Genomic DNA, 25,587 nt, shown 5'->3' on the forward strand with positions numbered 1-25,587 from the left:
TTTCCCTTCCCGTTACCGTGTGACCATGCCGGTGATTCTAAATAAAACCATACGGCTACACACTGTATTATTCAGAGAAACACTACACAAAACCGCCCGATATCGCACGGGCGGGTAACCCATTTAACGGTTAGATCAACACGCTAATATTCAGATTCTCCATCAGCCAGTGGTTGTCGGAATAATCAACCGGGATCGCAATGACGGCGGGGCCGTCAACGTCCATCGCCTGACGGAGTTTGCTAACCAGTTCATCCGCAGATTCAACCGCAAACCCTTTTGCGCCGAATGCTTCCGCATACGCTTTAAAATCAATCGGCCCAAACGACACACCCGCCGGACGGTGGTATTTGTGCAGTTGCTGGATTTCTACCATGTTGTAGCCGTTGTCCACCCAGATGATATGCAGGAGATTGCTTTTCAGTCTCACCGCCGTTTCCAGCTCCATACTGGACTGCATAAACCCGCCGTCACCGGAGACGGACACCACTTTTTTGCCGGGTTGCACCAGCGATGCGGCGATCGCCCACGGTAGCGCCACGCCCATCGTCTGCTGGCCGTTGGTCATCAAAATCTGTCGCGCCCGAAAGCTATACAGGTAACGCGCCAGCCAGATATGGAAACTCCCCATATCCACGCACAGCGTGACATCCTCATTCACGATATCCTGCATCGCCCGCACTAGGCGCAGAGGGTGGATCGCAAACCCCGCCATGTCGATCGCGCGCGTACTGAGATCGTGACGCTGGCGCTGACGATCCTGCAACACGGACTGTGTATCAGCAGACAAGATAAACGGCTCGCTGATGCAGGCATTCAGCGTGTCCACCGTCATCGCGATATTCCCCAGCAGCTCGATATCGGGACGATACGCACTGTCGATCTCCGCGCGCAACACATCAATGTGGATCAGCGTCGCCTTACCGCTATTCCACAAAATCGGATCGTACTCAATCGGGCTGTAACCCACGGTCACGATCACGTCCGCCTGTTGCAGTAGCTTATCGCCAGCCTGATTGTTGAATAATCCGACACGTCCGGCAAAGTGATCGAACTGCTGCTGATCGATCACGCCAGCAGCCTGATACGTGCTGGTCACAGGCAGTTTGCTATGGTGAAGGAAACGACGCAGCGCCTGCGCATTTTCCTGCTGGCTGGCCATTAATCCGAGCAGCAGCACCGGATTTTTAGCCTGCCGTAGCCGCTTGGCCGCCTCGGCAACATCACTATGTGGCGCGCCATTTAGCAGCGGCAAATTCGGACACGCCAGCACTGGACTAATAACCGGTTCATTGACGATATCCTGCGGCAGGCTGACAAACGCCGCCCCCGGACGCCCGCTCTCCGCTGCCCGAAACGCATTCGCCAGCACTTCCGATATGGCAGAAGAAGCCGTGATTTCCGCACTGAATTTACTGACTGGCTGAAACAGGCTAACGGTGTCCAGACTCTGGTGCGTCAGCTTAAGTTTATCCGCTCGCTTAACCGCACCGCCCAGCGCCACAACGGCATCTCCCTCCGCGGTCGCCGTTGCCAGCCCGGTCACTAAATTTGAACAGCCGGGACCGGATGTCACCAGCGTCACCCCTGCTTTCCCCGTAAGGCGTCCTATCGCCGCCGCCATAAACGCGCCGTTCGCCTCATGCCGTACGGGGATCGTTTGGATCGTTGAGTCTTCCAGCTCATCAAACACGCGATCGATTTTTGCGCCGGGAATACCAAAAATATGCTTCACTCCCTGCGCTTCCAGGTGTTTTACAATCAGCTCGGCTCCGCTACTCCAGCTTTGCTGTTCGGTGGACTTTTCCATGACATGACTCCGATGAAATGACTAGCTCTCTACTGACTTGATGACGCTGTTGAGGTTTTCTGAGGACAGGTCGGCATTGAGAAATTCCCGATCCTGAGGCAGATCGATGATCAGTTTGGCAATCACACCGAACGTCAGCGTGCCGTGGTCGACGTCATAATTCAGAATATGGCCGCCGCCCTGGCGATCGTCAGTAATGAAATGTTCGTGGTAACCCGCGACATTAATTCCCTGAGTGTAAGCTGGACTACGAAAACCAATAACGCTGCCGCTACGGTGTTCAAAATGAAATGTCGGTTGCCCTTCAACCGCTTCCTGCATCGGTTTATAAGGTCGGCACTGTCGTGGGACGGTACGGGTTTCAACGCAGCGAAAATTCCCGTCAATGCGCAAGGCGCAGAACAGGTTATCCGTTCCCACGATCTCATCGATCTGGCGATGCACGTCTTCACGCGAGGTCCAGCGATCAAAACGGATCGTTTCTGTCGGACGAAAGAACGTCATGACCGCAAACGGCGTTTTCTGCTCCGGCTTCGCCGCCCGTGCGCTGCCGTCGGATAACAGCTGGAAAATCTGGCTATTCAAGGCAACCAGTTCCCCATCCAAACTATTAAATGTTCCTAATCCAAAGTCACCATGCTCCAGTAATTCAGCCATCGTTCGGCTACCTTCGTATACGCCATTTATTAGTCCACTCATTAATGAGGTTTGATAAATAACGCTGTCTGCATGCTGTCGCCGAAAGTCATAGGCGTAGCTAGCAAAGGCTTCTTCACAGGATTGATCAACGATATTCGTTTTCATACCTTCCTTCTCACCGCACCACTTACTTAAACATTATTAATATTTAGATAAAGATTGACGCGGAAGAGGACAAAATTCCAATATGCAATGAAGGTCATTTCAAGATCGGAAACATATGGAGTTACGTAAATGGAGCTACGTTATCTGCGCTATTTTGTCGCCGTTGCCCAAGCTAAGCATTTCACGCGTGCAGCGGAAAATCTGGGGATGTCACAACCGCCGCTCAGCCAGCAGATCAAGAAATTCGAGCAGGAGATCGGTACACCGCTGTTCAAGCGACTGACGCGCGGCGTAGAAATGACGGAAGCGGGACAAGCGCTGTATGAGGATGCTCGTCAGATTTTGCAGTTGACCGATTCGGCCATCGCACGGACAAGAAGCATTGCGCGGGGTGAGAAAGGTAGCCTGAACGTGGGGTTTTCGCCGTCGGCCATGTTCCACCCAACCGTGCTGACGCTGCTGCATCGTTACTGTCAGCAGCATCCACACGTTCAGCCGCTGCCAAAGGAGGAAAACCCTGCTGCGCTCATCACTGCGCTGCAAGAACGTAATATCGACATCGCATTTCTGCGCTTACCCTGCGATCTCAGTGATGAGATTAACGGGGAAATTTTAGCCGAGGAGCCGATGAAGCTGGTGTTACCCGTAGGACACGCGCTTAGCCATAAAGCGCAGGTTTCACTCAGCGAACTGCGTCAGGAACCGCTGATTATTTTCCCGCGCGAGGTGTGTCCGGGGCTACACGATATGATTATCCGCACCTGCTATCTGTCAGGCTATGGCCCCAGACCTAGCCCATTTGCTCCGCAGTTAACGGCCACTATCGGGATGGTCGCCGCGGGTTTCGGCGTCACCCTTGTGCCGGAATCTCTCGCCTGCATTAAGGCGGATAATGTGACCTATCATGATATCGATATGCCCGAAATCCATACACAAATTGCGGCTATCTGGCGCAAACATGAACGATCGCCGGTTATCGTGAATATGATCCACCTGATACGCCAGCATTTAAGCACTCAGCATCCCGATTAACGCGCTTATGTAGAAAATTCCAACAATCTGCTCGTCAAAAAGCTAGTAATTGATATAAATTCTTATATGATATTAGTTATCATTATCATTTTTTGACGGGTGGAAAAATGCTGACAGCAATGATCACAGCCTGCGGGCTATGGGGTGTGAGTTGGTGTATGGGGAAGCATCTGTCTAGTGCGTGGGGCGTGCTGCTGCCTTGTGCCATCATGCCGCTATTGGCGCTGCTCAACCTTAATCTGACGCATCTGAAAGTGATTATCGCCATCGCCCTGCTGGCGACGCTTGTCATGCTGTTCCATCAACGCTTACGCCACTATTTACTGCTGCCATCCTGCATTGCACTGGCTGGCGGTTTAGCGGCGCTGTCCGTCACGTTTAATCTCACGACGCTGTAAGTGCTCGTGGATAAAGAAAAGAGAAAGGGTACACAAAGCCAAATAGGTAAATGAACGCGGAAAAGCGCTGTAGCCAGAAACGGGATAAAAGAGAATAAATAGGGAAGAAAATCAGGAGAGTACAGAGGGCGTCTGTGGTGCGAAGAGAGGGACTTGAACCCTCACGTCCGTAAGGACACTAACACCTGAAGCTAGCGCGTCTACCAATTCCGCCACCTTCGCACTGAGAACGTTGTTTGTCTTATGCAGTAAACCTATCTTACACGCTAAATCTATCACGACATGGTGCGAAGAGAGGGACTTGAACCCTCACGTCCGTAAGAACACTAACACCTGAAGCTAGCGCGTCTACCAATTCCGCCACCTTCGCAATTTTGTCATGCAATCTATCATGTAACACTGATTACTGCTTCGGTTCGACAAACCAGAACCGCTGTAGTGATGTTGGTGCGAAGAGAGGGACTTGAACCCTCACGTCCGTAAGAACACTAACACCTGAAGCTAGCGCGTCTACCAATTCCGCCACCTTCGCAACACTGCTTTACGCAATATCACTACGGGGGCGAATTCTAGAGGTTTTCGCGTTCACGTCAATGATTATTTCCTCTGGAATGCGGGGTTTGCTGCAAAAATCATCATCTCGCCGCGGCGTTGCGCGTAAAGAGCTCATCAAGCCATTCGATAAACACCCGAATCCGTGGCGCGAGAAAGCGACCAGGCGCATACATCACGTAAAGTGGCATCGCGGGCGGCGGCATTTCCGGCAGGATCTCTACCAGTTCTCCACTTTCCAGAAACGGGCGCAGGCCGCGGCGCGGTGCCTGAATAATCCCCAGTCCGGCACGCGCGCTGGCGATGTAGGCATCGGTGCCGTTAACCTGCAACGCACCGGGCAGCATACGCGTAATGCATTCATCACCCGACATGAATTCCAGCGGATAACGGTGTTCGGTACGCAAAGAGAAATAGCCGACCATCTGATGCCCCGACAGCTCATCGAGCGAACGCGGCACGCCGTATCGCGCCAGATAGTTGGCCGACGCACAGGTAATCTGCGGCATTGACGGCAAATGGCGGGTCGCCAGCGTTTCGTCGTCGGTCTGCCAGGCACGCAGCACACAGTCAACGCCTTCACGCAGCACATTAATCGCCGCATCGTTGGCGCTCAGCATCAGCGTCACCTGCGGATAGCGCGCGTAGAACTCGCCCAGCGCCGGAACGACAATCTCCCGCGCCAGCGAGTGCGGCATATCCACCCGCACTTTACCCACCGGCTGCTGCTTTTGCTGCGTGAACAGCGTGTCGATCTCTTCAATTTCCGCGAGCAATTGCAGACAGCGTTCATAATAAACGCGCCCTTCATCGGTGATCTGCACCTGACGGGTCGTGCGTTGCAGCAAACGTACCCCCAGCCGTACTTCAAGCTGTTTGATGGTGTTGCTCACCGTCGCGCGTGGCAGCGTCAGTCGCTCCGCCGCGCGGCTGAAGCTGCCCAGTTCGACAATACGCACAAAAACCCGCATCGCCTGAATGTGATCCATCGCCGCCACCATTGTTGGTTATTTTTGAATAGTATTGCATAAAAAGCGGTATTTATCTTTTTTGGATAAACAACCAGACTGCTTGCACTGCCAACGAGATGAGGAAGATGACAATGCAACAACGCAAATTAGGCGCGAACGGCCCGCAGGTGTCGGCGATTGGGCTAGGCTGCATGGGAATGAGTGATTTCTACTCCACAGCGCAGGATGAAAAAGAATCCATTGCCACGTTGCATCGCGCACTGGAGCTGGGCGTCACGCTGCTGGATACCGCCGATATGTATGGCCCCCACACAAACGAACTGCTGCTCGGCAAAGCGATAAAAGGCAAGCGTGAGCAGGTCTTTCTGGCGACTAAATTCGGCATCATCCGCGATCCGGCAAACCCCAACGCACGCGGCGTCTGCGGTAAACCGGACTACATCCGCCGCGCGGTGGAAGGCAGCCTGACGCGACTCGGCACCGACGTTATCGATCTTTACTATCAGCACCGCATTGACCCAACCGTTCCCATTGAAGAGACGGTCGGCACGCTGGCCGAGCTGGTTCAGGAAGGCAAGATTCGTTACATCGGCCTGAGTGAAGCCTCCGCCACCACGCTGGAACGTGCGCATCGCGTGCACCCTATTACGGCGTTACAGAGCGAATACTCACTATGGACCCGCGATATGGAAGCCGAAATTCTGCCCACCTGTGAGCGTCTGGGTATCGGGTTTGTGCCTTACAGCCCACTGGGACGTGGCTTTCTGACCGGTGCGATTCGCAGCCCGGACGATCTGGCTGCCGACGATTTCCGTCGTACCAATCCACGTTTCTCGGGGGAAAATTTCGGCAAAAATCTGCAGTTGGTAGAGAAAATTAACCAACTGGCGCAGGAAAAGCAGGTTACACCTTCACAGCTGGCACTGGCGTGGGTATTGGCACAGGGTGAACATATCGTGCCGATTCCGGGCACTAAACGCCGCCGCTATCTGGAAGAAAACGTCGCGGCGCTGGATGTCACGCTGACGAAAGAGGAACTGGCCGCCATTGATGCCATCTTCCCGCCCGATGCCGCAGCAGGTGAACGCTACGGCAAGGAGAGCATGGCAGCCTTGAATCAGTAGGATTATCGACGACCTTTACCTGTACGCGGCGGACGACCCACGGTGGCCTGATACACCTTAAAGCGTCCGGTCTGCGCCAGCACTTCATGGCTACCAAAGGCGGCATCTAACAGCGCCGGATAAGGCAGGAAGGCGTTAGCAACGATGCGTAGCTGTCCGCCAATCGGTAAATGGGTCACCGCACCACGAATCAGCATTTCCGCGGCTTGCAGGCTGGTCTGCAAGCCGTCATGGAACGGCGGATTAGACACGATCATATCGAAGCGACCGTTAATGTCGGAATAGACGTTACTCGCAATCACCTCGCCTTCCAACGCATTCGCCGCCAGCGTTGCCTTGCTGGATTCGATAGCGGCTGCGCTGACATCACTCAACGTCAGGCGGATTTTCGGCGACTGTTTCGCCAGTACCGATGCCAGCACGCCCGCACCGCAGGCGATATCCAGCACTTTGCCTTTCATATGCGGCTCAAACGTAGACAGCAGCAGTCGGCTACCCGGATCCAGGTCATCACGACTGAAGACGCCCGGAAGCGTTTTGACGGTCACGCCGTCCGTCACATACTCGTCCCACCAGTCATCCAGCGTGAAGCTGGCCTGCTTGTCGATCCGACCGTGGTAAAGCCCACAGCGGCGCGCGCTGTCGATTTTTGCCAACTCAACAAAGTCAGAGAGCACGGGTTCCGCGCTGCGCACGCCGCTGCGGTTTTCTCCGACAACGAAGATCTCCGCGCCGACTGGCATTAGGGACAGCAGGTTACGCAGTTGGAATTCCGCTTCCTGTTTGCTCTTCGGCCAGTAATAAATCAGCGTGTCGCTATCCGCCACCAGCGCCGCATCTGCGACCAGACCATATTGAGCATTATCCCCAAGTGGCTTTGCCATCTGTTGCCAGTGGTGATATTGGTTGCAATGGACACGCACCGACGCCGCCTCAAATTGCGCGGGCAGGGTATCCTGCAAATCACCGGCAAACAGAACTCGGCGTGAAAGAAATTCGTCACTATGGCGCAGTATGACTTCACTGGCGGGGGTTAATGCGGACATCGGGCTACGGCTCCTTAATCATTGAGCGGGGGATTATATACGCTTCGTCCCCGAAGTTGCAGAGCGGAGAGGAAATAACCGCACCGACGTTGGCGCAGTCTGACGGGGTTTGTTAGCATAGGCACGAATCATTTTCTCGCACGCCAGACAGGATAACGCATGGAATCAAGACGTGACAGGCTGCTACAGCAACTGGGGATTACGCAGTGGACATTGCGTCGCCCGACGGTGCTGCAAGGCGAAATCGCTGTCAGTCTGCCCGAGCAGGTGCGTCTGGTGATCGTCTCCGCCGAGCCGCTGGCCGATGATGAACCGCTGCTAACTGACGTGCTGCACAGTCTGGCGCTCACGCCTGCGCAAGCCTATCGCCTGACACCACAACAGATCGACATGCTGCCCGCCGATGCACGCTGCCATAGCTGGCGGTTGGGCATCGCGGAACCTATTGCGCTACAGGGCGTTCAGCTTTCCAGCCCTCTGCTTTCCGAACTTTATCAAAATGCCGACGCCAAACGGGCGCTGTGGCAACAGATCTGTGAACATGAACACGATATCTTCCCTGACGCCAGCTGACCTGGCACAAGCCTTTAAAATTGAGCAAGTCAGCCACGCCTTTCCCTGGTCGGAAAAGACGTTTATCAGCAATCAGGGTGAGCGCTATTTCAACCTAAAACTGGAACACGACGGGCAGCTTGCCGCTTACGCCATCACGCAGGTCGTGCTGGATGAAGCGACGTTGTTCAATATCGCGGTGCATCCCGCTCATCAGCGTCAAGGGCTGGGTCGCCAGCTCTTAGAACACCTGATCGACGAAATGGAGCGACGCGGCATTCTGACGCTGTGGCTGGAAGTCCGCGAGTCAAACGCACGAGCCATCGCGCTGTATGAGAGTCTGGGATTTAACGAGGTCTCCGTGCGCCGCGATTACTACCCCACGGCACAAGGTCGGGAAGACGCCATTCTCATGGCGCTGCCGCTCGGCTAACCTCTTTATCTATACTTCTCGCGACAAGGAGGGTGCCATAATGTGCGCCCCGTCCCGCTCTGCCTTTTTTCCTGACAGAAAAATCCCCGCAACGTGATCACCATAAATAAAACCTCGTTTCTTTTTTATCACAATAAGGTTCCATTTCATGTTTCTGGTTTGCAGGCATGCCATGGTTTATCCGTTATCTACGAGGAATAATATGAAAAAATACACTCTGGCTACGACGCTTCTGTGCGGCTTATTCTCTCTTTCCGCTTACGCGGTGCAAGTAACGGCGGTGACAGCTTCCGCTTATGATTCAGACAAGGGCCACAAACCTGCCAACATTGCCGATGGCGACGTAAAAACCCGCTGGGCGGCAAATGGTGAGAGCTGGGTTCAGTTAGAACTGGATAAAGAACAATCGGTTGAGAACTTTGTTCTGGTTCCTTTCAAAGCGGACGAGCGCAAACTGAAGTTCTCCGTGTCCTACTCCACCGACGGGAAAACCTGGCAAAAACTGGCTGAGAATCTGGTCACCTCCAACAACGCCAAAGACGGTGAAAAATTCACCTTCCCTGCCGTGAAAGCGAAATTCTTCAAGCTGGATACGTTTGGCACCGATGTGAACAAATGGAGCGCCATCAACGAGATCAGCTTTAACAGCGCTGCACAGGTTCCGGCTCAGGCCATTAAGTAACGTGTCGGGATGACCTGGAGCCTGGGTCTCATACTGGCCAGTTAAGAGAAATAGGTTGGTAAAAGCTGCTATTTCATTATGCGATAGCAGCTTTTTTGCTTAGTTGGGAGCTAGCAGTGTGAAACGGTATTGCATCACAATCACAATATCTCCTCCGACAACATCTGCCCATTGCTGAAACTCCATTCATCGGCAGTGTTGAACTGGATTATCACCATCACATCATCCGGATGAATATTCAGCGCACCATGCAGTCGCTCGCTTAGCATGCGGAAGAAGTTTCGCTTTTGCTCACGGGTTCTGGGTTTTCCCGCAAAAATATGGAACAGCATAAAATCGTCGCTACGTCCGCCACTTTTATAATGCCTATCAAATATGCGCTGGCCGGCTGGCAGCGTTTCAAATATCTGAAAACGATCGGCAGGCGGGACAGCAAACTCACCTATCAGGCTTTGTTGCAGAATATCGGAGATCTGCCTTATCTGTGCGTCACGATAACCCTGACGCAGGGTGATTCGGGTGAAAGGCATTTCCTTATTCCTCCAAACAACCGAGGGCGGAAACTGCCGCTGGCCAGCCTGCGTAAAATGCCAGATGAGTGAAAACCTCAACGATCTCTTCACGGGTTAACCCATTTTGCTGAGCAAAGTTGATATGCCAAGGAAGCTGCTGCACGCGCCCTTGTGCCGTCAGGGCCCCCAGTGTGATCAGGCTACGCTCGCGCGGGGAAAGCGTTTCACGTTTCCAAATATCATTAAACAGTGTGTCTATGCTCAGTTCGGCCAGTTTCGGTGCGACGCGAGCCAACGTTTCACGATCAAGCGATTTCGCCATGGTATTTTCTCCGTATTGACAGTAGAACAATTCTGGCGCGATAGTTTCATCCCGAAAATCAAATTATTTTCAAACAACCATCCCGAATTTCAGGACGATAATGGACAAACTTTCTCTGACGCTTGACCTCGATGCACTACGCAGTTTTGTGACGGGTATGGAGTGCGGCAGCTTTGCACTGGCAGCGACACGACTTTGCCGCTCAACCTCGGCGATAAGCGCCCAACTAAAAAAATTGGAACAACAATGCGGCGCCAAACTGGTGGTAAAGCAAGGTCGTCACTTGGTGTTGACCCATACAGGCGAGATATTGATAGGCTATGCACGTCGCCTATTGGCGCTGAATGATGAGGCGCAGCAAGCAGTGAAAGGTGAGCTATTGCAGGGGGAAATCCGCATTGGCATGCAGGAAGATTTTGGCGAGTCGCTGATGCCTGGTATTTTAGGCGAGTTCAAACGCCACCATCCGGGGCTACGGATTATTGCGCGAGTAGACCGTAACCAGGCGCTGCTCACCGCGCTTGATAACAACGCACTTGATATGGCACTACTGTGGCAGCCGGAGAACATCACGCGCGAAGGCCGACTGATCGACCAGTGCCAGTTGGAGTGGATAAAGCATCCAGATTTAGACATCAAGACGCTATTGGCACAGGGGGAACTCTTGCCGTTAGTGATGCTTGAAAGCCCGTGCCTGATGCGTTCACGTGCCACCGCCAGCTTAGACCGGGCGGGGATTGCGTGGAAAGTGGTGTTTATCAGCCATAGCCTGAGCGGTATCTGGGCAGCAGTGCAGGCCGGACTGGGTATTACCGTGCGTACGCGTATCGGAATACCCAGCAATCTCCACATCATGGGGAGTATTTTGCCATCACCCGGGAGTCTCGGCATTACACTGGAGCAAGGGACTGAGAACCAAGCGATTCACAACGCGCTGGCAATGCTGGGGCAACTGATGGAAAAGGCTTTGTTGAATGCGAAGCTTGAATCACCATAGTCAATCTAAAGGCCAGTCTACTGATTTTAACTAAACGATCCCCCTGTCAGCACCATGCTGGTGGGATATTGTGTATTGGCATGTCGAATGTCCCCTAGCCCATCAGTACCCACATTTTCCTTAGCATTGAAATAAAAATCATTCTCAACTAATATGCGCCTGAAATTTGACCTCCTATTGCTCCGTTTCAGGCACCAGACATGTCATCAGCCAATATTGATACCTCAGCAGATCTGCATCAGCTCTATTGTCAGCATCACGGCTGGCTGCAAGGGCTATTGCGCAAACGGCTGGGGAATCTGTGTGATGCGGCCGATCTGGCGCAAGATGTATTTTTACGGCTGTTGCTGAAACCGCGCCAGTTCGACAGCCACGCAGGCGCGCGGGCTTACCTGAGCGTGATGGCGCAGGGCATGTGTGTCGATCTCTGGCGCAAACGGGAAATTGAGCGCGTCTGGCTCACCTCATTAGCCGAACAGCCGGAGCCGGTTGCTCTGTCCGCGGAAGACAGTAACATTATTCTCGAAACGCTGTATCAGGTTGATGCCATGCTGCGTGCGCTACCGGAGAAGGTGCGTGCCGCCTTTATCATGGCGCAGGTTCAGGGATTGCCCTATCGGGAAATTGCTACGGCGCTGGGCGTTTCCGAACGCATGGTGAAAAAATACATGGCGCAGGCCATGCTGCACTGTGTACTGCTGGAAGCGGAGATAGACGCGGACGGTCAGGCCGTTCATTCATGAATAAGCCCAGCTTTATCGCCTTGCAGCAGGCATCGCAATGGTACGCACAACTGTGCGATCGGGAACCTGACGATGAGCACTATCACCACTGGCAGCGCTGGATGGACGAAAGCGAAGAACATCGCCAAGCCTGGGAATACGTGCAAACGGTCAGCCAACATTTCCAGCCGCTGCGTGGCGACAGTCAACAACCCGCGCTGAATACGCTGCTGCACAAGTCTGCACCGATGACTCGCCGCCGTGCGCTCAAGCTCACCGCATTGCTCAGCACCGGTTCTCTGCTGCCCTGGCTGACTTACCGCCACACGCCGCTAAAAAGCTCGCTGCTGGCGATGACGGCCGATCATCACAGCGCGGTAGGAGAAATCAAATCGCTGACCTTACCGGACAACACCCGACTGTGGCTGAATACCGCCAGCGCGATTGATATCCGCTACAGCGACCAACGTCGGGAAATTGCCCTGCTGGCGGGGGATATTCTGATTGATACCGCCGCCGATGCTCGCCCTTTCTTCGTCACCACCGCGCAAGGACGCTTGCAGGCGCTGGGCACACGTTTCAGCGTTGCGCAGGAACCGGAGGCCACCACGCTGACCGTTTACCAACACGCGGTCGACGTCAGCGCCAAGTACGCCACCGCCGCACGTCGGGTCAACGCGGGCTATCACCTGCACTTTAACGCCGACGGTCAGGGTAACATCGTGCCCAACCAGCAGAACGATGCCGACTGGTCACACGGCGTGCTTCAGGCGGATAACATGCCGCTGGGTGACGTCGTGGCGCAGCTGTCCCGCTACCGCCACGGCTATCTGGCGTGCCAGCCTGCCATCGCTGATTTACGCGTAATGGGCACCTTCCCTTTAACCGATACCGACATGGCACTGAACATGCTGGCGCAGGCCTTCCCGGTCCGCATCCAGCGGCGTTTTCCGTGGTGGGTGACCGTCGAACCGCGCTGATATCGCCCTCTTTTTCGGATACCACTTTTTTTGGATACCGTTTTTTGGGATGCAGCCAAAAAATTTTCTCTTTTGAGTTCCCCTTTTTCCACTGTCGTTCGATTCACAGTAAAACCACCAATTTTTACTCTGGGTCAGAAGGCGAATTTTCATGGCATTGATTCCATTTTTCTCTACACAGCGCACTCCTTCCAAACTGGCAATGGCCGTTCATCTGTTGCTGTGCGGCGCACCGCTGTTCGTGCACTCCACCGCCACCGCAGCAGAAACAGCAGTCGCGGCGGCAACCAAAACCTATTCCATCTCTGCCGGGCCGCTTAACCAGCAGCTAAACCAATTTGCCACCCAGTCGGGCGTTTATCTGGTCGGCGATGCACAGTTGGCAACGGGGAAAACGGGGCCGTCTCTGCAAGGGAATTACAGCGTCGATGGCGGATTTTCGGCGCTGCTCGCCGGAAGCGGACTTCAGGTGATTCCGCAGCCTAACGGCGTCTGGCGCTTACAGAGAATACCGCAGGGAGATGAAATGCTGGTCGTGGCGGGAATCAACCGCAATGGCGTGACCGAAGGCACCCAGTCCTACACCACGCGCAGCATGAACACCGCGACACAGCTGAATCTGTCGCCACGAGAAACGCCGCAGTCGGTGAGCGTCGTCACACGCCAGCGCATGGACGATCAGAATATGACCTCGCTGGATGAGGCTATGAAGCAAACCACCGGCATTAACGTGGTTAATCAGAACAGCTATCAGGTGAAATACGAATCGCGCGCTTTCGTGATGGATAATATCAAGGAAGACGGGGTGAACTTCTCCAGCCAGAACAGCGTCTCCAACATGGGCGCAGTTCAGACCTCCAGCGAATCGCCCGACCTGGCGATTTATGACCGCGTGGAGATCCTGCGCGGGGCATCTGGCCTGTCACAGGGTAATGGCGAACCCGGCGGCACCGTTAATCTGGTGCGCAAACAGCCTACCCACAACTTTCAGGCATCCGGCAGCGTTGGCGCGGGCAGTTGGGATAATTACCGCAGCGAGCTCGATGTCTCCGGGCCGCTGAACGACGATGCCAGCCTGCGCGGCCGTCTCGTTGGCGTCTATCAGGATAAGCAAAGCTTTAAAGATTACGAACATAGTGAAAGAAAAGTGCTGTTCGGCACGCTGGCCTACGATCTGACGCCATCCACCACGGTCACCGGTGGCATCAACTGGCAAAAGACCCGAGGCGTGCCTGATGTGTACGGCATCCCGTTCGCCACCAATAAAAGCAGCCTGAACCTGCCGCGTTCCACCTATCTGGGCGCAAGCTGGAACCGCATCGAGTTTGAAAAAATTAACCCGTTTGTCGAACTGGAGCACCACTTCGATAACGACTGGACGCTGAAAACTGCACTGAACTATATCCATTCCCGCGCGGACAGCAGCTATATCGGCATCATGAACGGCACAAGCGGCGTTAATCCGGCAACGGGAAATTCCTCGCTAAACAATAACCTGCGCTATGACAATAAGGCCGAACAGTGGGGTTACAACCTGAGCCTGAACGGCCCGTTCGAGCTGCTGGGGCGCAACCATGAACTGGTGGTGGGCGGTGATTATCAGAAAGAGAACTTCGATAACAACCACATCCGCATCAACAACACCAGCACCGTGAATATCTTCAACTGGCAGCCGAATTCACTGGCAGAACCCGACTGGTCAAATACGAGTCTCTACAGCAATCACTACAACGACCGCTTTAATTTGTACCAGCGCGGTGCATTCGCCACGGCCAGATTCGAACTGGCGGATGACTGGAAGCTAATTCTGGGTGGCCGCTACAGCGCCTACAGTTACGACGAGTATTTCACTAATCATTTCCGCAATACGTCCTCACTCAGCAGCCTGCATGCCAGTAATGAGTTCGTACCTTACGGCGGCCTGCTGTGGGACTTCGCCGATAATTACACCTGGTATCTGAGCTACGCCGAGATCTACAAGCCGCAGAGCGAAAAAGATCGCAACGGTAAGCTGCTGCCCGCCATTACCGGCACCAACTATGAAACCGGCGTGAAGGGCGAGTTCTTTGATGGCGATCTGAATACCTCGCTGGCGTTGTTCCGCATCATTCAGGCAAACCGTGCGATGGCCGTCGCGGATAGCTCAGTTTGCCTGATCGGGACAAGTTGCTCCCAGGCTCAAGGCGAAGTACGCAGCCAGGGTGTCGAGTTCGATATCACGGGCAAACTGGCCGAAGGCTGGCAGATTCAGGCCGGTTATACCCTGACCAACAGTAAATATCTTGAAGGCAGCGCAAGCGAAAGAGCCGCACAGTTCAGCCCGCGCACGCCGAAGCATATGTTCAAGCTCTACACCTCATACAATCTGCCGGGTGAGTTGAACCAATGGACGATTGGCGCGGGTATGACGGCACAGACCGAGACGCAAACCTACCCGAACCGGGCTTATGGCCTGCATCAGGGCGGTTACACCCTGTTTAACGCCAATATCCGTTATCAACACAGCAAAAACCTGAGCTTCAATCTGGTGGGTAATAATCTGACGGATAAAACCTACTTCTTAAACCTGAATAACCGTCATCTTAGCGGCAACAACTATTACGGCGATCCGCGTAATTTCATGCTGACGGCGAAGTGGAATTTCTAAGCGAACACGCCTGCCAGCCTCTGCTGGCAGGCCATCGCCCCATCCATTATGCAAACGCTTAGACGCTTTTATTCACTGGTCGCGCCTTTCTGGCTGACTACACGCGCCACGCTGCTGTGGTTATTGCTGTTGCTGATTATGAGCCTGACGCTCTCCGTCGTGTGGATCAGCGTGCAGTACAATAACTGGAGCCGGGATTTTTACGACGCGCTGGCCGACTATTTTCAGCACGCGTCAGTCTACGATATGGCCGTGCGCTATCTGGCCTACACGCTGCTGTTCGTGCTGGTCATCATCTGCGGCAACTGGCTCAAGAAACAGCTGATTATCCGCTGGCGCGATACCATGACGCACCAGTATGAGCAGGATTGGCTGCGCAATCACGCCCACTATCAGCTCAACTCAGGGCTGGATAACCCCGATCAGCGCATCGCGGAAGATATTCGCCTGCTGATCGAACAAAGCCTCGAACTCCTGCTCTCGCTGCTGAAAAATACCGCCCGTTTTTTCTCTTTCATCGCCATTCTCTGGCAGCTTTCCGGCGTCCATACCGTCACGCTAGCCGGCTACACCATCACGATACACGGCTATCTGGTGTGGATTGCCCTCGCCTACGCCGCCATCGCCAGCGTGGTGACGCACCTGTTGGGGTACCGCTTGCACAAACTGAATATTGAACGTCAGCGGACAGAGGCCGACTATCGCGCCACGCTGCTGCGGGTGCGGGATAACAGCGAGCAGATTGCCTTCTACCAAGGAAGTGACGCCGAGCAGCAGCGGATGCGGCAGTATTTCCAGCCCATCGTGCAAAACTGGCAGCGTTTAATGGCGCGGGAATTCCGGCTAGAGAGCTTTACGACCAGCTATTTCCGCTTCAGCCTGATTATTCCGGTGTTCGCTACCCTGCCGCTGTTTCTCGCCCGTCAGATTAGCCTCGGAGCGATTATGCAGGCGCGATCCGCCTTCGGCTATGTGTTGGATGCCTTTGGCTGGTTTATCGATGCCTATCGCCAGCTGGTTCAGTGGTCCTCCACCATTGAACGACTGTGGGAATTCCAGCACCGCTTACAGCAATTGCCGACGCCAGATGCCCCGCGCCATGAAGGCCATACTCTGCATATCAGCGCCCTGTCCGTACCGCGCCCCGATGGTTCGCCGTATTTCGCCCCGCTGACGCTCACGCTTCAGGCTGGCGAATGGGCGACGCTTAACGCAGCCAGCGGCACGGGAAAAACCACGCTGCTGCGGGCACTGGCTGGGCTGTGGCCTGTCTCGCAAGGAGAGTGGCATTTCCCCGCAGGCCGCACGCTGTTTTTGCCGCAAAAGGCCTATCTACCGCAGGATACGCTGCGTCAGGTGCTGTGTTATCCGCAGGCGCAGTTAGCAGATACTGCACAGCTGATCGCGGTGCTGGAACAAACCGGGCTGGCCTCGCTAATTCCCCGTCTGGACGACAAAGCGAACTGGAGTCGGGAACTATCGGGCGGCGAACAGCAGCGCCTGTCGCTTGCGCGTGCACTACTGCTGCGCCCGATGCTACTTTGTCTGGATGAAGCCACCAGCCAGCTCGATGACGCGGCGGCGCTTCAGTTGCTAGAGCACATCAGGATTACGCTGCCACAAACCATTGTTTTGGCCGTCAGCCACCAGCCTGCCGTACTGGCCAGTTTCAAACATCAGGTACAGTTAACACCGCTCGAAACAGAGAAGAAAGCGCACACAGAGAACCACGCAGACGAGCCTTCTGTTGCGCCGCCAGCAGCGGACAGTCAGCAGGTTGCTTACGGAAAGATGTGAAGGGAAAAACAGGAAAAAACAGCCCGGAGCGAACGTCCGGGCTGATATGATATTACTCGTTATCGCCCAGCAGAACGGATTCCAGCGCGATTTCGATCATTTCGTTGAAGGTGTTTTGACGCTCTTCTGACGTGGTCTGCGCACCAGTACGAATGTGGTCAGAAACGGTACAGATGGCCAACGCTTTCGCACCGAACTCAGCCGCTACGCCGTAGATACCGGCCGCTTCCATTTCCACACCCAGAATGCCGTATTTTTCCATCACGTCGAACATCTGCGGATCCGGCGTGTAGAACAGATCGGCGGAGAAGATGTTACCGACGCGGACAGAAACATCGCGTGCTTTGGCAGCATCAACGGCATTACGCACCATGTCGAAATCGGCAATCGCCGCGTAGTCGTGATCTTTGAAACGCATACGGTTCACTTTGGAATCCGTACAGGCGCCCATACCGATCACCACGTCGCGCAGTTTGACATCTTCACGTACCGCGCCGCAGGAACCCACGCGAATGATCTTCTTCACGCCGAATTCGGTGATCAGTTCCTTTGCATAGATTGAGCAGGATGGGATGCCCATACCGTGACCCATGACCGAAATTTTACGGCCTTTGTAAGTCCCCGTGAACCCTAACATGCCACGCACGTTGTTCACTTCGCGGGCATCATCCAGAAAGGTTTCTGCAATGTACTTAGCGCGCAGCGGGTCGCCCGGCATCAGTACAACGTCCGCGAAATCACCCATTTCTGCATTAATATGTGGCGTAGCCATGCGTTTATTCCTTAATTAATCAAGTTTCACGTAAAAAACGGTGTGTTTTACAGTATCGATTTGCCGTAGTCCATAGGCGACAGGCCAAAGTAGGCCGCGACCGTCTGCCCGATATCAGCGAAGGTTTCACGGTGGCCGTATGACCCCGGCTTCACGTTCGGCCCATAGATCAACACCGGGACGTTCTCACGAGTGTGATCGGTGCCGTGCCAGCTCGGGTCACAGCCGTGGTCGGCCGTCAGAATCAGGATGTCGTCACCCTTCACACGGGACAGCATTTCTGGCAGGCGGCGGTCAAACAGCTCCAGCGCGGCAGCGTAGCCCGGAATATCGCGGCGGTGACCGTAGGCGGAATCGAAATCAACAAAGTTGGTAAATACGATGGTGTTGTCGCCCGCGCTATCCATTTCCTTCAGCGTGGCGTCAAACAGCGCATCGATGCCGGTAGCCTTCACTTTTTTCGTGATACCGACCTGCGCGTAGATATCCGCAATCTTACCGACGGAAACCACTTCGCCACCTTTTTCATCCACCATTTTTTTCAGGATGGTCGGCGCAGGTGGTTCAACAGCCAGATCGTGACGGTTGCCGGTACGCTCGAAGTTGCCGGGTTTGTCGCCGATAAACGGACGTGCGATCACGCGCCCGATGTTGTAGCCGCCTTCGGTCAGCTCTTCGCGGGCAATCTCACACAGTTCGTACAGCTTATCCAGACCGAACGTTTCTTCATGGCAGGCAATCTGGAACACGGAATCCGCAGAGGTGTAGAAAATCGGCTTGCCGGTTTTCATATGCTCTTCAGCCAACTGATCCAGAATCACCGTACCGGAAGAGTGACAGTTGCCCAGATAGCCTGGCAGATTGGCGCGTTTCACCAGTTTTTCCAGCAGTTCCTGCGGAAAACTGTTTTCTTCATCTTTAAAATAGCCCCAGTCGAACAGGACAGGCACACCGGCAATTTCCCAGTGACCAGACGGCGTATCTTTGCCAGAGGAGATTTCGCTGGCGTGCGCGTAAGCACCGATGATGTCCGCGTTTTCATCCAGTCCAGGCGGGAACGTTCCCGTTGAGGCCTCAGCGGCTTTACCCAGCCCCAGACGGCTCAGGTTCGGCAAATGCAGCTTGCCACTGCGCCCTTTATCCGCCGTCCCCGCGGCACACGCCTGAGCGATATGGCCCAGCGTATCCGAACCGACATCGCCAAAACGTTCCGCATCAGCACTGCTGCCGATCCCAAACGAGTCGAGAACCATAATATATGCACGTTTCATTCTTTTTCTCCTGCGCAGCTATGCGCTAACGCCCTGCCGATAGGCAGGGGAAAATCAATTCAAGACGACCACTAACCAGCCCTGTGCGATCACGCTTCTGCGCTCACCCGACGATAGACCATCGGGGTCTTTTCTGGCGCGGTATCGCCCAGTTGGATCGCAGCACGGACTTCATTCGCCGCCTGCTGCCACTGCGCTTCCGTGTTGGCGTGGATCACCGCCAGCGGGCGCTGCGCGTCAACGCGCTCACCCAGACTGACCATGCTATCCAGACCGACGCTGTAATCGATCGTATCCGTGGCCTGACGGCGTCCGCCGCCCAGCGAGACGACTGCCATGCCCAACGCGCGGGTATCCATCGCGGTCACGATGCCTTCACGCGTCGCGAACACCGGCTTACTTAATGTCGCCACTGGCAAATAACGATCGTAGTGTTCGACAAAATCGCCCGGTCCACGCTGTGCGGCGACCATGCGGCCAAAGACTTCAGCAGCTTTGCCGTTATCCAACACGGCTTGCAGACGTGAATGTGCGTCGTCCGCCGAGCTTGCCAGCCCGCCCGCCAGCAGCATCTCACCACATAGCGCCATAGTAACATCATACAGGCGCGGATTGCGGCTCTCTCCCGTCAGGAAACGCACGGCTTCCCGCACTTCCAGCGCGTTACCTGCGCTAGAGGCCAGCACCTGATTCATGTCCGTCAGCAATGCGCTGGTGCGGCATCCCGCGTTATTCGCTACGCCGACAATCGCCTGCGCCAACTGCTCGGACAGTTCATAGGTCGGCATAAACGCCCCCGACCCCACTTTGACGTCCATCACCAGCGCATCCAGCCCTTCAGCCAGTTTCTTCGCCAAAATCGACGCGGTGATTAGCGGGATGGAATCGACCGTGGCGGTAATGTCACGCGTGGCATAAAAGCGTTTATCCGCCGGAGCCAGCGAGGAGGTCTGCCCAATGATCGCGACGCCAACCTGCTGAATGATGCGGCGAAAATCTTCATCGTTCGGGAAAATATCCAGCCCCGGAATCGCTTCGAGCTTATCCAACGTGCCGCCGGTATGCCCTAAGCCGCGCCCTGAGATCATCGGGACGTAGCCCCCGCAGGCGGCGACCATCGGCCCCAGCATCAGCGAAGTCACATCCCCGACGCCACCGGTAGAATGTTTATCCACCAGCGGACCGTTCAGGTTCAAACTCTTCCAGTCCAGCACCGTGCCGGAGTCACGCATTGCCAGCGTTAGCGCCACACGCTCGTCCATCGACATGTCGTGAAAATAGATGGTCATCGCCAGCGCCGCAATCTGGCCTTCGGAGACGGTATTGTCACGAATACCGTTGATAAAGAAGCGGATCTCTTCTTCGCTCAGAGTTTTTCCGTCACGCTTCTTACGAATAATTTCTTGAATCAGAAACAAGGTCTGTACTCCTGATGAATTCTGATGTGGTTCCGCAGCCTGTTGCTGCGATCACATTTGCTGTGGTGTTCCAACGCGGTCATGAATACAAATACTTTTATAAACAATCTGTTGTCACGAATAGCGTTGTCACGAATCACGTCGTCAAAAATAAACTGTCACAAATAAAATAGTGCACCTGTACGCGTGCTTAGTAGCCGCCCTGTGGAGCCGCGGTTCCGTGGCCAAGCGTGGTCAGCAGGCTCGCCAGCAGACTGGACGCGCCAAAGCGAAAATGCTGTGCAGTCGCCCATTCCGCGCCCATGATATCGTCCGCCAGTTGCAGGTAGATGGCGGCATCTTCCGCGTTACGCACGCCGCCGGCCGCTTTAAAGCCAACGCGCTCGCCCACACCTTTATCGCGGATCGCCTTCAGCATGATCGCCGCGCTTTCTGGCGTCGCGTTCACCGGCACTTTACCGGTCGAGGTTTTAATGAAATCGGCACCCGCATCAATGGCAATCTCGCTCGCCTGACGGATCAGCGCTTCCTGTTTCAGCTCGCCCGTCTCGATGATCACCTTCAGCAGAACGTGAGCATCCTGACACACCGCTTTACATGCCTGCACCAGCTCAAAACCAATTTGCGTGTTGCCTGCGATCAGTGCGCGGTAAGGGAATACGACATCAACTTCATCAGCGCCGTAGGCGATTGCAGCTTTGGTTTCTGCAACCGCAATTGCCACATCATCATTGCCATGAGGGAAGTTGGTCACCGTCGCGATGCGGATATCCGGCGTACCCTGCTCACGCAGGATCTTTTTCGCCAGAGGGATAAAACGTGGATAGATACAGATAGCAGCCGTTTTTCCGGCCGGGCTGTTTGCCTGACGGCAGAGTGCCGTCACTTTTTCATCCGTATCATCCTCATTCAGCGTGGTTAAATCCATCAGCGCCAGCGCGCGTTGCGCGGCCGTGGTCAGCTTGGTCATACAACACTCCAACTCGTCAGCCGGTCTAACCGGCCCTGAACATTAACTGGTGAAAAACCAGCACGTTTGGCGAGCGGACTTGGTTCCTTGAAGATAGCGCCCAGGCGAAACAACCTGTAGCGGCACCGAGATCCTTCTCACCGCAATCAGCCTTCCTCTACCCTTCATTCTGTGATTATTTCAACACCGAAAGAATGACATCGAAAGAAACCTATTTATTAGACATTGGAACACGCCATGCCGGACTATTTTGTGCATTCATTCACACTTGATGTAAGAGAAATGCAATAGATAGTAATTATATGTGATTTTTATCACATATACTTCCCTGGATAAGGTTCACCCGATGAATTAACCGTGACAGCCTTGTCGGCCATCTCCCCCTTCATAAAGGAATAAAGAGACCGCGGCACACAGTCGCAGATCGCCCGATGCTTCTGATTGAAGTCATGGAGTAAGCATAGCGGTTTCTCTCTCTAACCACAGGGAGAAACCGCTGGCAGAGCAGGAAAATTATTTCCCTGCGGAAGGTTTACGGTAATCCAGCGCGGGTTTCCGATCGCCCAGCAGCGGCTTATAGTGGAAGTTATCGCCACGACTCTTATCGAACTCCGCTTTCGCCTGTTGAATTAATGCAGGATCGCTCAGTAGCTTCGCTCCTGTGACGGCCAGCGTTTTGGCTGCAACGTCCATGCCTTTATAGCCAATCGCCATGCCGCCGGATGCCACCGCCTGCCAGCTGTGCGCAGGTACACCCGGCACCCAGGTCGCCGTTCCCAGCCCGACCGTCGGCACTACCCAGCTGACATCGCCCACATCGGTCGACGCATAGCCCGTTTCACCAAAATGGTACGGCGCGACCTGACCGGCACTGGAAAGCGGCGGCAGTTTGGATTGATCCAACGTTTTCTGTAGCGCGGTGGCAAAATCCGTATCCGCCTTATCCCACTGCGGTGCCCCGACGCTTCTGAGGCTGTCATCCATCACTTTTCCCAACACGTCATTCGGCAACAGGCTGTACACGCCGCCGAGAATTTCAAATTCATAACGCGTTTCGGTTCCCAGCGCCGCGCCTTCCGCCGCTTTACGGATGCGATCGGTCACGCTGGCGACCACGGCCGGGTCGGGGTGACGCACGTAGTAATACACTTCGGCGAAGTCCGGCACCACGTTCGGCGCTTTACCGCCATCGGTAATCACATAGTGAATGCGCGTTTCCTGCGGCACATGCTCTCGCATCGCATTCACCATAAAATTCAGCGCCTCCACGCCGTCCAGCGCGGAACGCCCTTTCTCTGGTGCCATCGCGGCATGTGCAGAGCGGCCATAGAAACGGAACTTACCGTTCACGTTCGCCAGCGAATAGTCTTGCGAGGCAGAATTCTCATCGCCGGGATGCCAGTGCAGCATCACATCCACATCCTTAAACAGCCCCTCACGTGTCATATAGACTTTACCGGAACCGCCTTCCTCCGCTGGCGTGCCGTACACCCGGATTTGCCCCGGTTTACCCGTCGCCTCCAGCCACTGTTTCAGCGCAATCGCCGCGCCCACCGATCCCGCGCCAAACAGGTGATGCCCGCAGGCATGCCCAGCCTCTATACCCGCAACCGGCGAACGCTCCGGCGTTGCAGCCTGAGAGAAACCCGGCAGCGCGTCCATCTCGGCCAGAATGCCGATAACCGGTCCGCCGGATTTCCCCGCCGTCGCCACAAACGCGGTTGGGATGCCCGCGACACCCGCTTCAACGCTGAACCCAGCGGCTTTCAACTCGTTCTGTAGCAGTTGGGAGGTGTTAGTTTCCAAATAGCCCAGTTCGGGCTTTGACCATATCTGTTGAGCAACGGTCGTCATCTGGCCCGAGTAATTCGTGACGGCGTTCACAATCGTTTCCCGATCTTTCTCTGCCAGTTCAGCGGCATAGCCCAGTGAGAGGAAGCAAGAAGAGAACGCCACGGCCAGCGCGGGCGGTATATATCGTTTCAGTGTCATACGTTTTTCCCTATCCGTAAAAGAAATGCACGTCGGTGAATAACGGCTATTAATGTGATGTCATGCCCGTTCTTTGAAATGCTAGTGTTTTGAAATGCTAATTGTTTGAAATACCATTGGTGTGAAGTGCTATTTATGTTTAGCTGTGCAGAGCCGCTTTTTCAAAAAATAATTCACAGACAACACCATGACCGAACACGCCGAAGACTCCCTCTGGTATCTGTACATACTGCGCACGGTCGCTGGGGCGCTGTACACGGGTATCACAACGGATGTCAGCCGCCGCCTGAATCAGCATCAAACGGGAAAAGGGGCAAAGGCGCTGCGGGGAAAAGGCGAGTTAACGCTGGTGTTTCACTGTCGGGTGGGCAATCGCTCAGACGCGCTCAAACTGGAATATCGCATTAAACAGTTGAGCAAAAACCAAAAAGAAAGGCTGGTACAAGACCAGCCCAGGACGCTATGTATTTCAGATACGATGTATTGATGCGCTATCGGTTAGCAAGTCGCGTTAGAGAAAGCGGTTAAACGGTTCGGCGTACTCCACCAGCCCGCTCGCGCTTTCAAACCCGCTTTCGCCCTCAGGACTTCCCTCACCGACCACATGATTATCTGCCAGCGGATAGACCTGAAAAGCCGATTCGCTGTCTGGCCAGCGACAATGTAGCTGCCGTTCTACCGCCGGAACAAAGCCAAAACGGGAGTAATACGCGGGGTTACCCAAGACCACGACAGCGGTGTAGCCAAACTCATTCAGTGCATCCAGCCCTTCGTAGACCAGCTTCTCCCCTACGCCCTGTCGGCGCAGGCTGTCATCTACCGCCAACGGCGCAAGCGCCACCCACTGGCGATCCTCACCGTCGATCAACACCGGGCTGAATGCCGCGTAGCCCACCACGCCACCTTCATCGTCAGTCGCCACAACGCCGAGCGTCAATAAGCCATCTTCACGCAGTTGATGAACCAGATCCGCTTCCGCGCCCGTTGGAAAAGCACGGCGCAATAAGTTGTCGATCCCGGCGGCATCAACGGGAATTTCCACCCGAACTAGCATGATACTGGCGCGTGATTCGCTGGTTGCACTACGCCCTCCTGTAAGCCGGCTTCCACAAAGTTTGCCAGTTGCAACAGGCCAATGCGCAGCGGCGCAGGCATGGCTTCCAGCTCAATAGCGTCCATCAGGTTCTTCACATACAAACCTAATTCGGTATCACCCTCAATGCGCAGACGACGCTGGAAAAAGAGTGTATCGGGATCTTCTTTACGCGCGGCGATCAAAATCAGATCGTTCGCATCCGCGCTGAAGCTGACATCCGGCGTCTCAGCGTCGCTCACGACCAAACGGCCATCACGCAGCGTCATAAACCACTGCAAGCCGACATCACGCACCTCAATTTTCAGCCAGCGGCTTTCGAGAAATGCCAGATCGCCCTCTTCCAGCGCCTGACGGAACTGCCAGCCCAACATCTGTTCCAAAACCTGACGCTGTAGCGCAAAGGGAGTGAACTTGAGTGGCTTACCTAATAAGCTCGGCCCTTGACGCACAATCTGCGCTCGTAGTTTTTCCAACACTGGCGTACTCCTCTTAAAGCAATCTGACTGTTCAGATAATCTGCAAGCATTTTGCCACATCCACCGCACGCGGCAGAGGTCTATGTCAATAATTTAGTCGGTTATCCGATTATGCCCAACAGATTTTGTCCTTGCGCGACGATTAGCACCATAAACTGCCTTAAATCAAAGTCCTTACCGATTTGGTTAATTAAGATTCCCAATCGTTAAC

At 54.7% G+C, this 25,587-nt stretch carries 25 protein-coding genes and 3 tRNA genes; 12 read left to right on the forward strand and 16 right to left on the reverse strand.

The features are described from left to right. Nucleotides 1-130: 130 nt before the first annotated feature. Both alsS and budA read right to left on the reverse strand, forming a co-directional pair. On the reverse strand, nucleotides 131-1,810 hold the full coding sequence (gene alsS, locus ACIPUG_RS09075) for an acetolactate synthase AlsS (protein ID WP_400338204.1): 1,680 nt from the start codon (nucleotides 1,808-1,810) through the stop codon (nucleotides 131-133). 21 nt (nucleotides 1,811-1,831) lie between these two features. Next, the gene (gene budA, locus ACIPUG_RS09080; RefSeq protein WP_039510681.1) at nucleotides 1,832-2,614 is read right to left on the reverse strand and encodes an acetolactate decarboxylase; all 783 of its coding nucleotides are present in this window, start codon (nucleotides 2,612-2,614) and stop codon (nucleotides 1,832-1,834) included. A gap of 129 nt (nucleotides 2,615-2,743) precedes the next feature. Here budA and ACIPUG_RS09085 point away from each other — a divergent pair, with 129 nt between their 5' ends. Both ACIPUG_RS09085 and ACIPUG_RS09090 read left to right on the forward strand, forming a co-directional pair. After that, complete coding sequence (locus ACIPUG_RS09085; RefSeq protein WP_039510680.1) at nucleotides 2,744-3,646, forward strand: LysR family transcriptional regulator; 903 nt, start codon at nucleotides 2,744-2,746, stop codon at nucleotides 3,644-3,646. Between the two features lie 107 nt (nucleotides 3,647-3,753). Continuing rightward, nucleotides 3,754-4,044, forward strand: coding sequence for a DUF1435 domain-containing protein (locus ACIPUG_RS09090; RefSeq protein WP_029369019.1), 291 nt, complete (start codon nucleotides 3,754-3,756; stop codon nucleotides 4,042-4,044). A 135-nt stretch (nucleotides 4,045-4,179) separates the two neighbouring features. On the opposite strand, the gene ACIPUG_RS09095 is transcribed toward ACIPUG_RS09090, so the two are convergent. From ACIPUG_RS09095 to ACIPUG_RS09110, 4 genes are all read right to left on the reverse strand, one after another. Further along, nucleotides 4,180-4,266 (reverse strand) — tRNA-Leu (locus ACIPUG_RS09095). A gap of 61 nt (nucleotides 4,267-4,327) precedes the next feature. Then, nucleotides 4,328-4,414 (reverse strand) — tRNA-Leu (locus ACIPUG_RS09100). Nucleotides 4,415-4,489: 75 nt separating this feature from the next. After that, nucleotides 4,490-4,576, reverse strand: a tRNA-Leu gene (locus ACIPUG_RS09105). A 103-nt stretch (nucleotides 4,577-4,679) separates the two neighbouring features. Next, nucleotides 4,680-5,585, reverse strand: a complete 906-nt coding sequence (locus tag ACIPUG_RS09110; protein WP_400338206.1) for a LysR substrate-binding domain-containing protein — start codon at nucleotides 5,583-5,585, stop codon at nucleotides 4,680-4,682. 113 nt (nucleotides 5,586-5,698) lie between these two features. Here ACIPUG_RS09110 and ACIPUG_RS09115 point away from each other — a divergent pair, with 113 nt between their 5' ends. Further along, nucleotides 5,699-6,691, forward strand: coding sequence for an aldo/keto reductase (locus tag ACIPUG_RS09115; RefSeq protein ID WP_039462289.1), 993 nt, complete (start codon nucleotides 5,699-5,701; stop codon nucleotides 6,689-6,691). A 2-nt stretch (nucleotides 6,692-6,693) separates the two neighbouring features. On the opposite strand, the gene rsmC is transcribed toward ACIPUG_RS09115, so the two are convergent. Beyond that, nucleotides 6,694-7,737: a 16S rRNA (guanine(1207)-N(2))-methyltransferase RsmC gene (gene rsmC, locus ACIPUG_RS09120; RefSeq protein WP_039515183.1), complete on the reverse strand. Its 1,044-nt coding sequence runs from the start codon at nucleotides 7,735-7,737 to the stop codon at nucleotides 6,694-6,696. A gap of 159 nt (nucleotides 7,738-7,896) precedes the next feature. Here rsmC and ACIPUG_RS09125 point away from each other — a divergent pair, with 159 nt between their 5' ends. The 3 genes from ACIPUG_RS09125 to ACIPUG_RS09135 all read left to right on the forward strand — a co-directional run bounded on the left by ACIPUG_RS09125 (nucleotide 7,897) and on the right by ACIPUG_RS09135 (nucleotide 9,404). Beyond that, nucleotides 7,897-8,310 carry a DNA polymerase III subunit psi gene (locus ACIPUG_RS09125; RefSeq protein WP_010279762.1) on the forward strand — a complete coding sequence of 138 codons (414 nt, stop codon included), beginning with the start codon at nucleotides 7,897-7,899 and terminating at the stop codon, nucleotides 8,308-8,310. Further along, on the forward strand, nucleotides 8,279-8,722 hold the full coding sequence (rimI, locus tag ACIPUG_RS09130; RefSeq protein WP_400338209.1) for a ribosomal protein S18-alanine N-acetyltransferase: 444 nt from the start codon (nucleotides 8,279-8,281) through the stop codon (nucleotides 8,720-8,722). The genes ACIPUG_RS09125 and rimI overlap by 32 nt, the downstream gene beginning before the upstream one ends. A 202-nt stretch (nucleotides 8,723-8,924) precedes the next feature. Then, nucleotides 8,925-9,404: a discoidin domain-containing protein gene (locus tag ACIPUG_RS09135; protein ID WP_039282201.1), complete on the forward strand. Its 480-nt coding sequence runs from the start codon at nucleotides 8,925-8,927 to the stop codon at nucleotides 9,402-9,404. A 140-nt stretch (nucleotides 9,405-9,544) separates the two neighbouring features. Here ACIPUG_RS09135 and ACIPUG_RS09140 read toward each other — a convergent pair whose 3' ends face one another. Then, nucleotides 9,545-9,934 carry a tautomerase family protein gene (locus ACIPUG_RS09140; RefSeq protein WP_400338211.1) on the reverse strand — a complete coding sequence of 130 codons (390 nt, stop codon included), beginning with the start codon at nucleotides 9,932-9,934 and terminating at the stop codon, nucleotides 9,545-9,547. A gap of 4 nt (nucleotides 9,935-9,938) precedes the next feature. Further along, nucleotides 9,939-10,238, reverse strand: a complete 300-nt coding sequence (locus tag ACIPUG_RS09145; RefSeq protein ID WP_012773310.1) for a carboxymuconolactone decarboxylase family protein — start codon at nucleotides 10,236-10,238, stop codon at nucleotides 9,939-9,941. A gap of 100 nt (nucleotides 10,239-10,338) precedes the next feature. Between ACIPUG_RS09145 and ACIPUG_RS09150 the strand changes: the two genes are divergently transcribed. The 5 genes from ACIPUG_RS09150 (at nucleotide 10,339) to ACIPUG_RS09170 (ending at nucleotide 17,381) form a co-directional block, all read left to right on the forward strand. Continuing rightward, nucleotides 10,339-11,235 (forward strand): LysR substrate-binding domain-containing protein, encoded by an 897-nt coding sequence (locus tag ACIPUG_RS09150; RefSeq protein ID WP_400338212.1) that lies wholly within the window; start codon nucleotides 10,339-10,341, stop codon nucleotides 11,233-11,235. A 200-nt stretch (nucleotides 11,236-11,435) separates the two neighbouring features. Next, complete coding sequence (locus ACIPUG_RS09155; protein WP_010279756.1) at nucleotides 11,436-11,978, forward strand: sigma-70 family RNA polymerase sigma factor; 543 nt, start codon at nucleotides 11,436-11,438, stop codon at nucleotides 11,976-11,978. Then, a complete protein-coding gene (locus ACIPUG_RS09160; protein WP_400338214.1) occupies nucleotides 11,975-12,937 on the forward strand; it encodes a FecR domain-containing protein in 963 nt (320 codons plus the stop codon). Before ACIPUG_RS09155 ends, ACIPUG_RS09160 begins: the two co-directional genes overlap by 4 nt. Nucleotides 12,938-13,088: 151 nt before the next feature. Then, complete coding sequence (locus tag ACIPUG_RS09165) at nucleotides 13,089-15,584, forward strand: TonB-dependent siderophore receptor (RefSeq protein ID WP_400338215.1); 2,496 nt, start codon at nucleotides 13,089-13,091, stop codon at nucleotides 15,582-15,584. A 48-nt stretch (nucleotides 15,585-15,632) separates the two neighbouring features. Continuing rightward, nucleotides 15,633-17,381 carry an ABC transporter ATP-binding protein/permease gene (locus ACIPUG_RS09170; RefSeq protein ID WP_400338217.1) on the forward strand — a complete coding sequence of 583 codons (1,749 nt, stop codon included), beginning with the start codon at nucleotides 15,633-15,635 and terminating at the stop codon, nucleotides 17,379-17,381. 52 nt (nucleotides 17,382-17,433) lie between these two features. Here the strand turns inward: ACIPUG_RS09170 and deoD are convergent, their stop codons facing one another. The 5 genes from deoD to ACIPUG_RS09195 all read right to left on the reverse strand — a co-directional run bounded on the left by deoD (nucleotide 17,434) and on the right by ACIPUG_RS09195 (nucleotide 23,804). Further along, on the reverse strand, nucleotides 17,434-18,153 hold the full coding sequence (deoD, locus tag ACIPUG_RS09175; RefSeq protein WP_010300039.1) for a purine-nucleoside phosphorylase: 720 nt from the start codon (nucleotides 18,151-18,153) through the stop codon (nucleotides 17,434-17,436). Between the two features lie 47 nt (nucleotides 18,154-18,200). Continuing rightward, on the reverse strand, nucleotides 18,201-19,424 hold the full coding sequence (deoB, locus tag ACIPUG_RS09180; RefSeq protein ID WP_039502140.1) for a phosphopentomutase: 1,224 nt from the start codon (nucleotides 19,422-19,424) through the stop codon (nucleotides 18,201-18,203). An 89-nt stretch (nucleotides 19,425-19,513) separates the two neighbouring features. Then, complete coding sequence (gene deoA, locus ACIPUG_RS09185) at nucleotides 19,514-20,842, reverse strand: thymidine phosphorylase (protein ID WP_400338218.1); 1,329 nt, start codon at nucleotides 20,840-20,842, stop codon at nucleotides 19,514-19,516. A gap of 190 nt (nucleotides 20,843-21,032) precedes the next feature. After that, nucleotides 21,033-21,812, reverse strand: coding sequence for a deoxyribose-phosphate aldolase (deoC, locus tag ACIPUG_RS09190; RefSeq protein ID WP_400338220.1), 780 nt, complete (start codon nucleotides 21,810-21,812; stop codon nucleotides 21,033-21,035). Between the two features lie 513 nt (nucleotides 21,813-22,325). After that, on the reverse strand, nucleotides 22,326-23,804 hold the full coding sequence (locus ACIPUG_RS09195; RefSeq protein ID WP_400338222.1) for an amidohydrolase: 1,479 nt from the start codon (nucleotides 23,802-23,804) through the stop codon (nucleotides 22,326-22,328). Between the two features lie 187 nt (nucleotides 23,805-23,991). Here ACIPUG_RS09195 and ACIPUG_RS09200 point away from each other — a divergent pair, with 187 nt between their 5' ends. Next, the gene (locus ACIPUG_RS09200; RefSeq protein ID WP_039515169.1) at nucleotides 23,992-24,291 is read left to right on the forward strand and encodes a GIY-YIG nuclease family protein; all 300 of its coding nucleotides are present in this window, start codon (nucleotides 23,992-23,994) and stop codon (nucleotides 24,289-24,291) included. Nucleotides 24,292-24,315: 24 nt separating this feature from the next. Here ACIPUG_RS09200 and ACIPUG_RS09205 read toward each other — a convergent pair whose 3' ends face one another. Further along, a complete protein-coding gene (locus ACIPUG_RS09205) occupies nucleotides 24,316-24,858 on the reverse strand; it encodes a GNAT family N-acetyltransferase (RefSeq protein ID WP_039462331.1) in 543 nt (180 codons plus the stop codon). Then, nucleotides 24,852-25,376, reverse strand: coding sequence for an SCP2 domain-containing protein (locus ACIPUG_RS09210; RefSeq protein ID WP_205536825.1), 525 nt, complete (start codon nucleotides 25,374-25,376; stop codon nucleotides 24,852-24,854). Before ACIPUG_RS09210 ends, ACIPUG_RS09205 begins: the two co-directional genes overlap by 7 nt. Nucleotides 25,377-25,587 lie beyond the last annotated feature (211 nt).

Origin of the sequence: Pectobacterium sp. CHL-2024 (assembly GCF_044751765.1) — a bacterium.
Lineage (GTDB): Bacteria > Pseudomonadota > Gammaproteobacteria > Enterobacterales > Enterobacteriaceae > Pectobacterium > Pectobacterium brasiliense.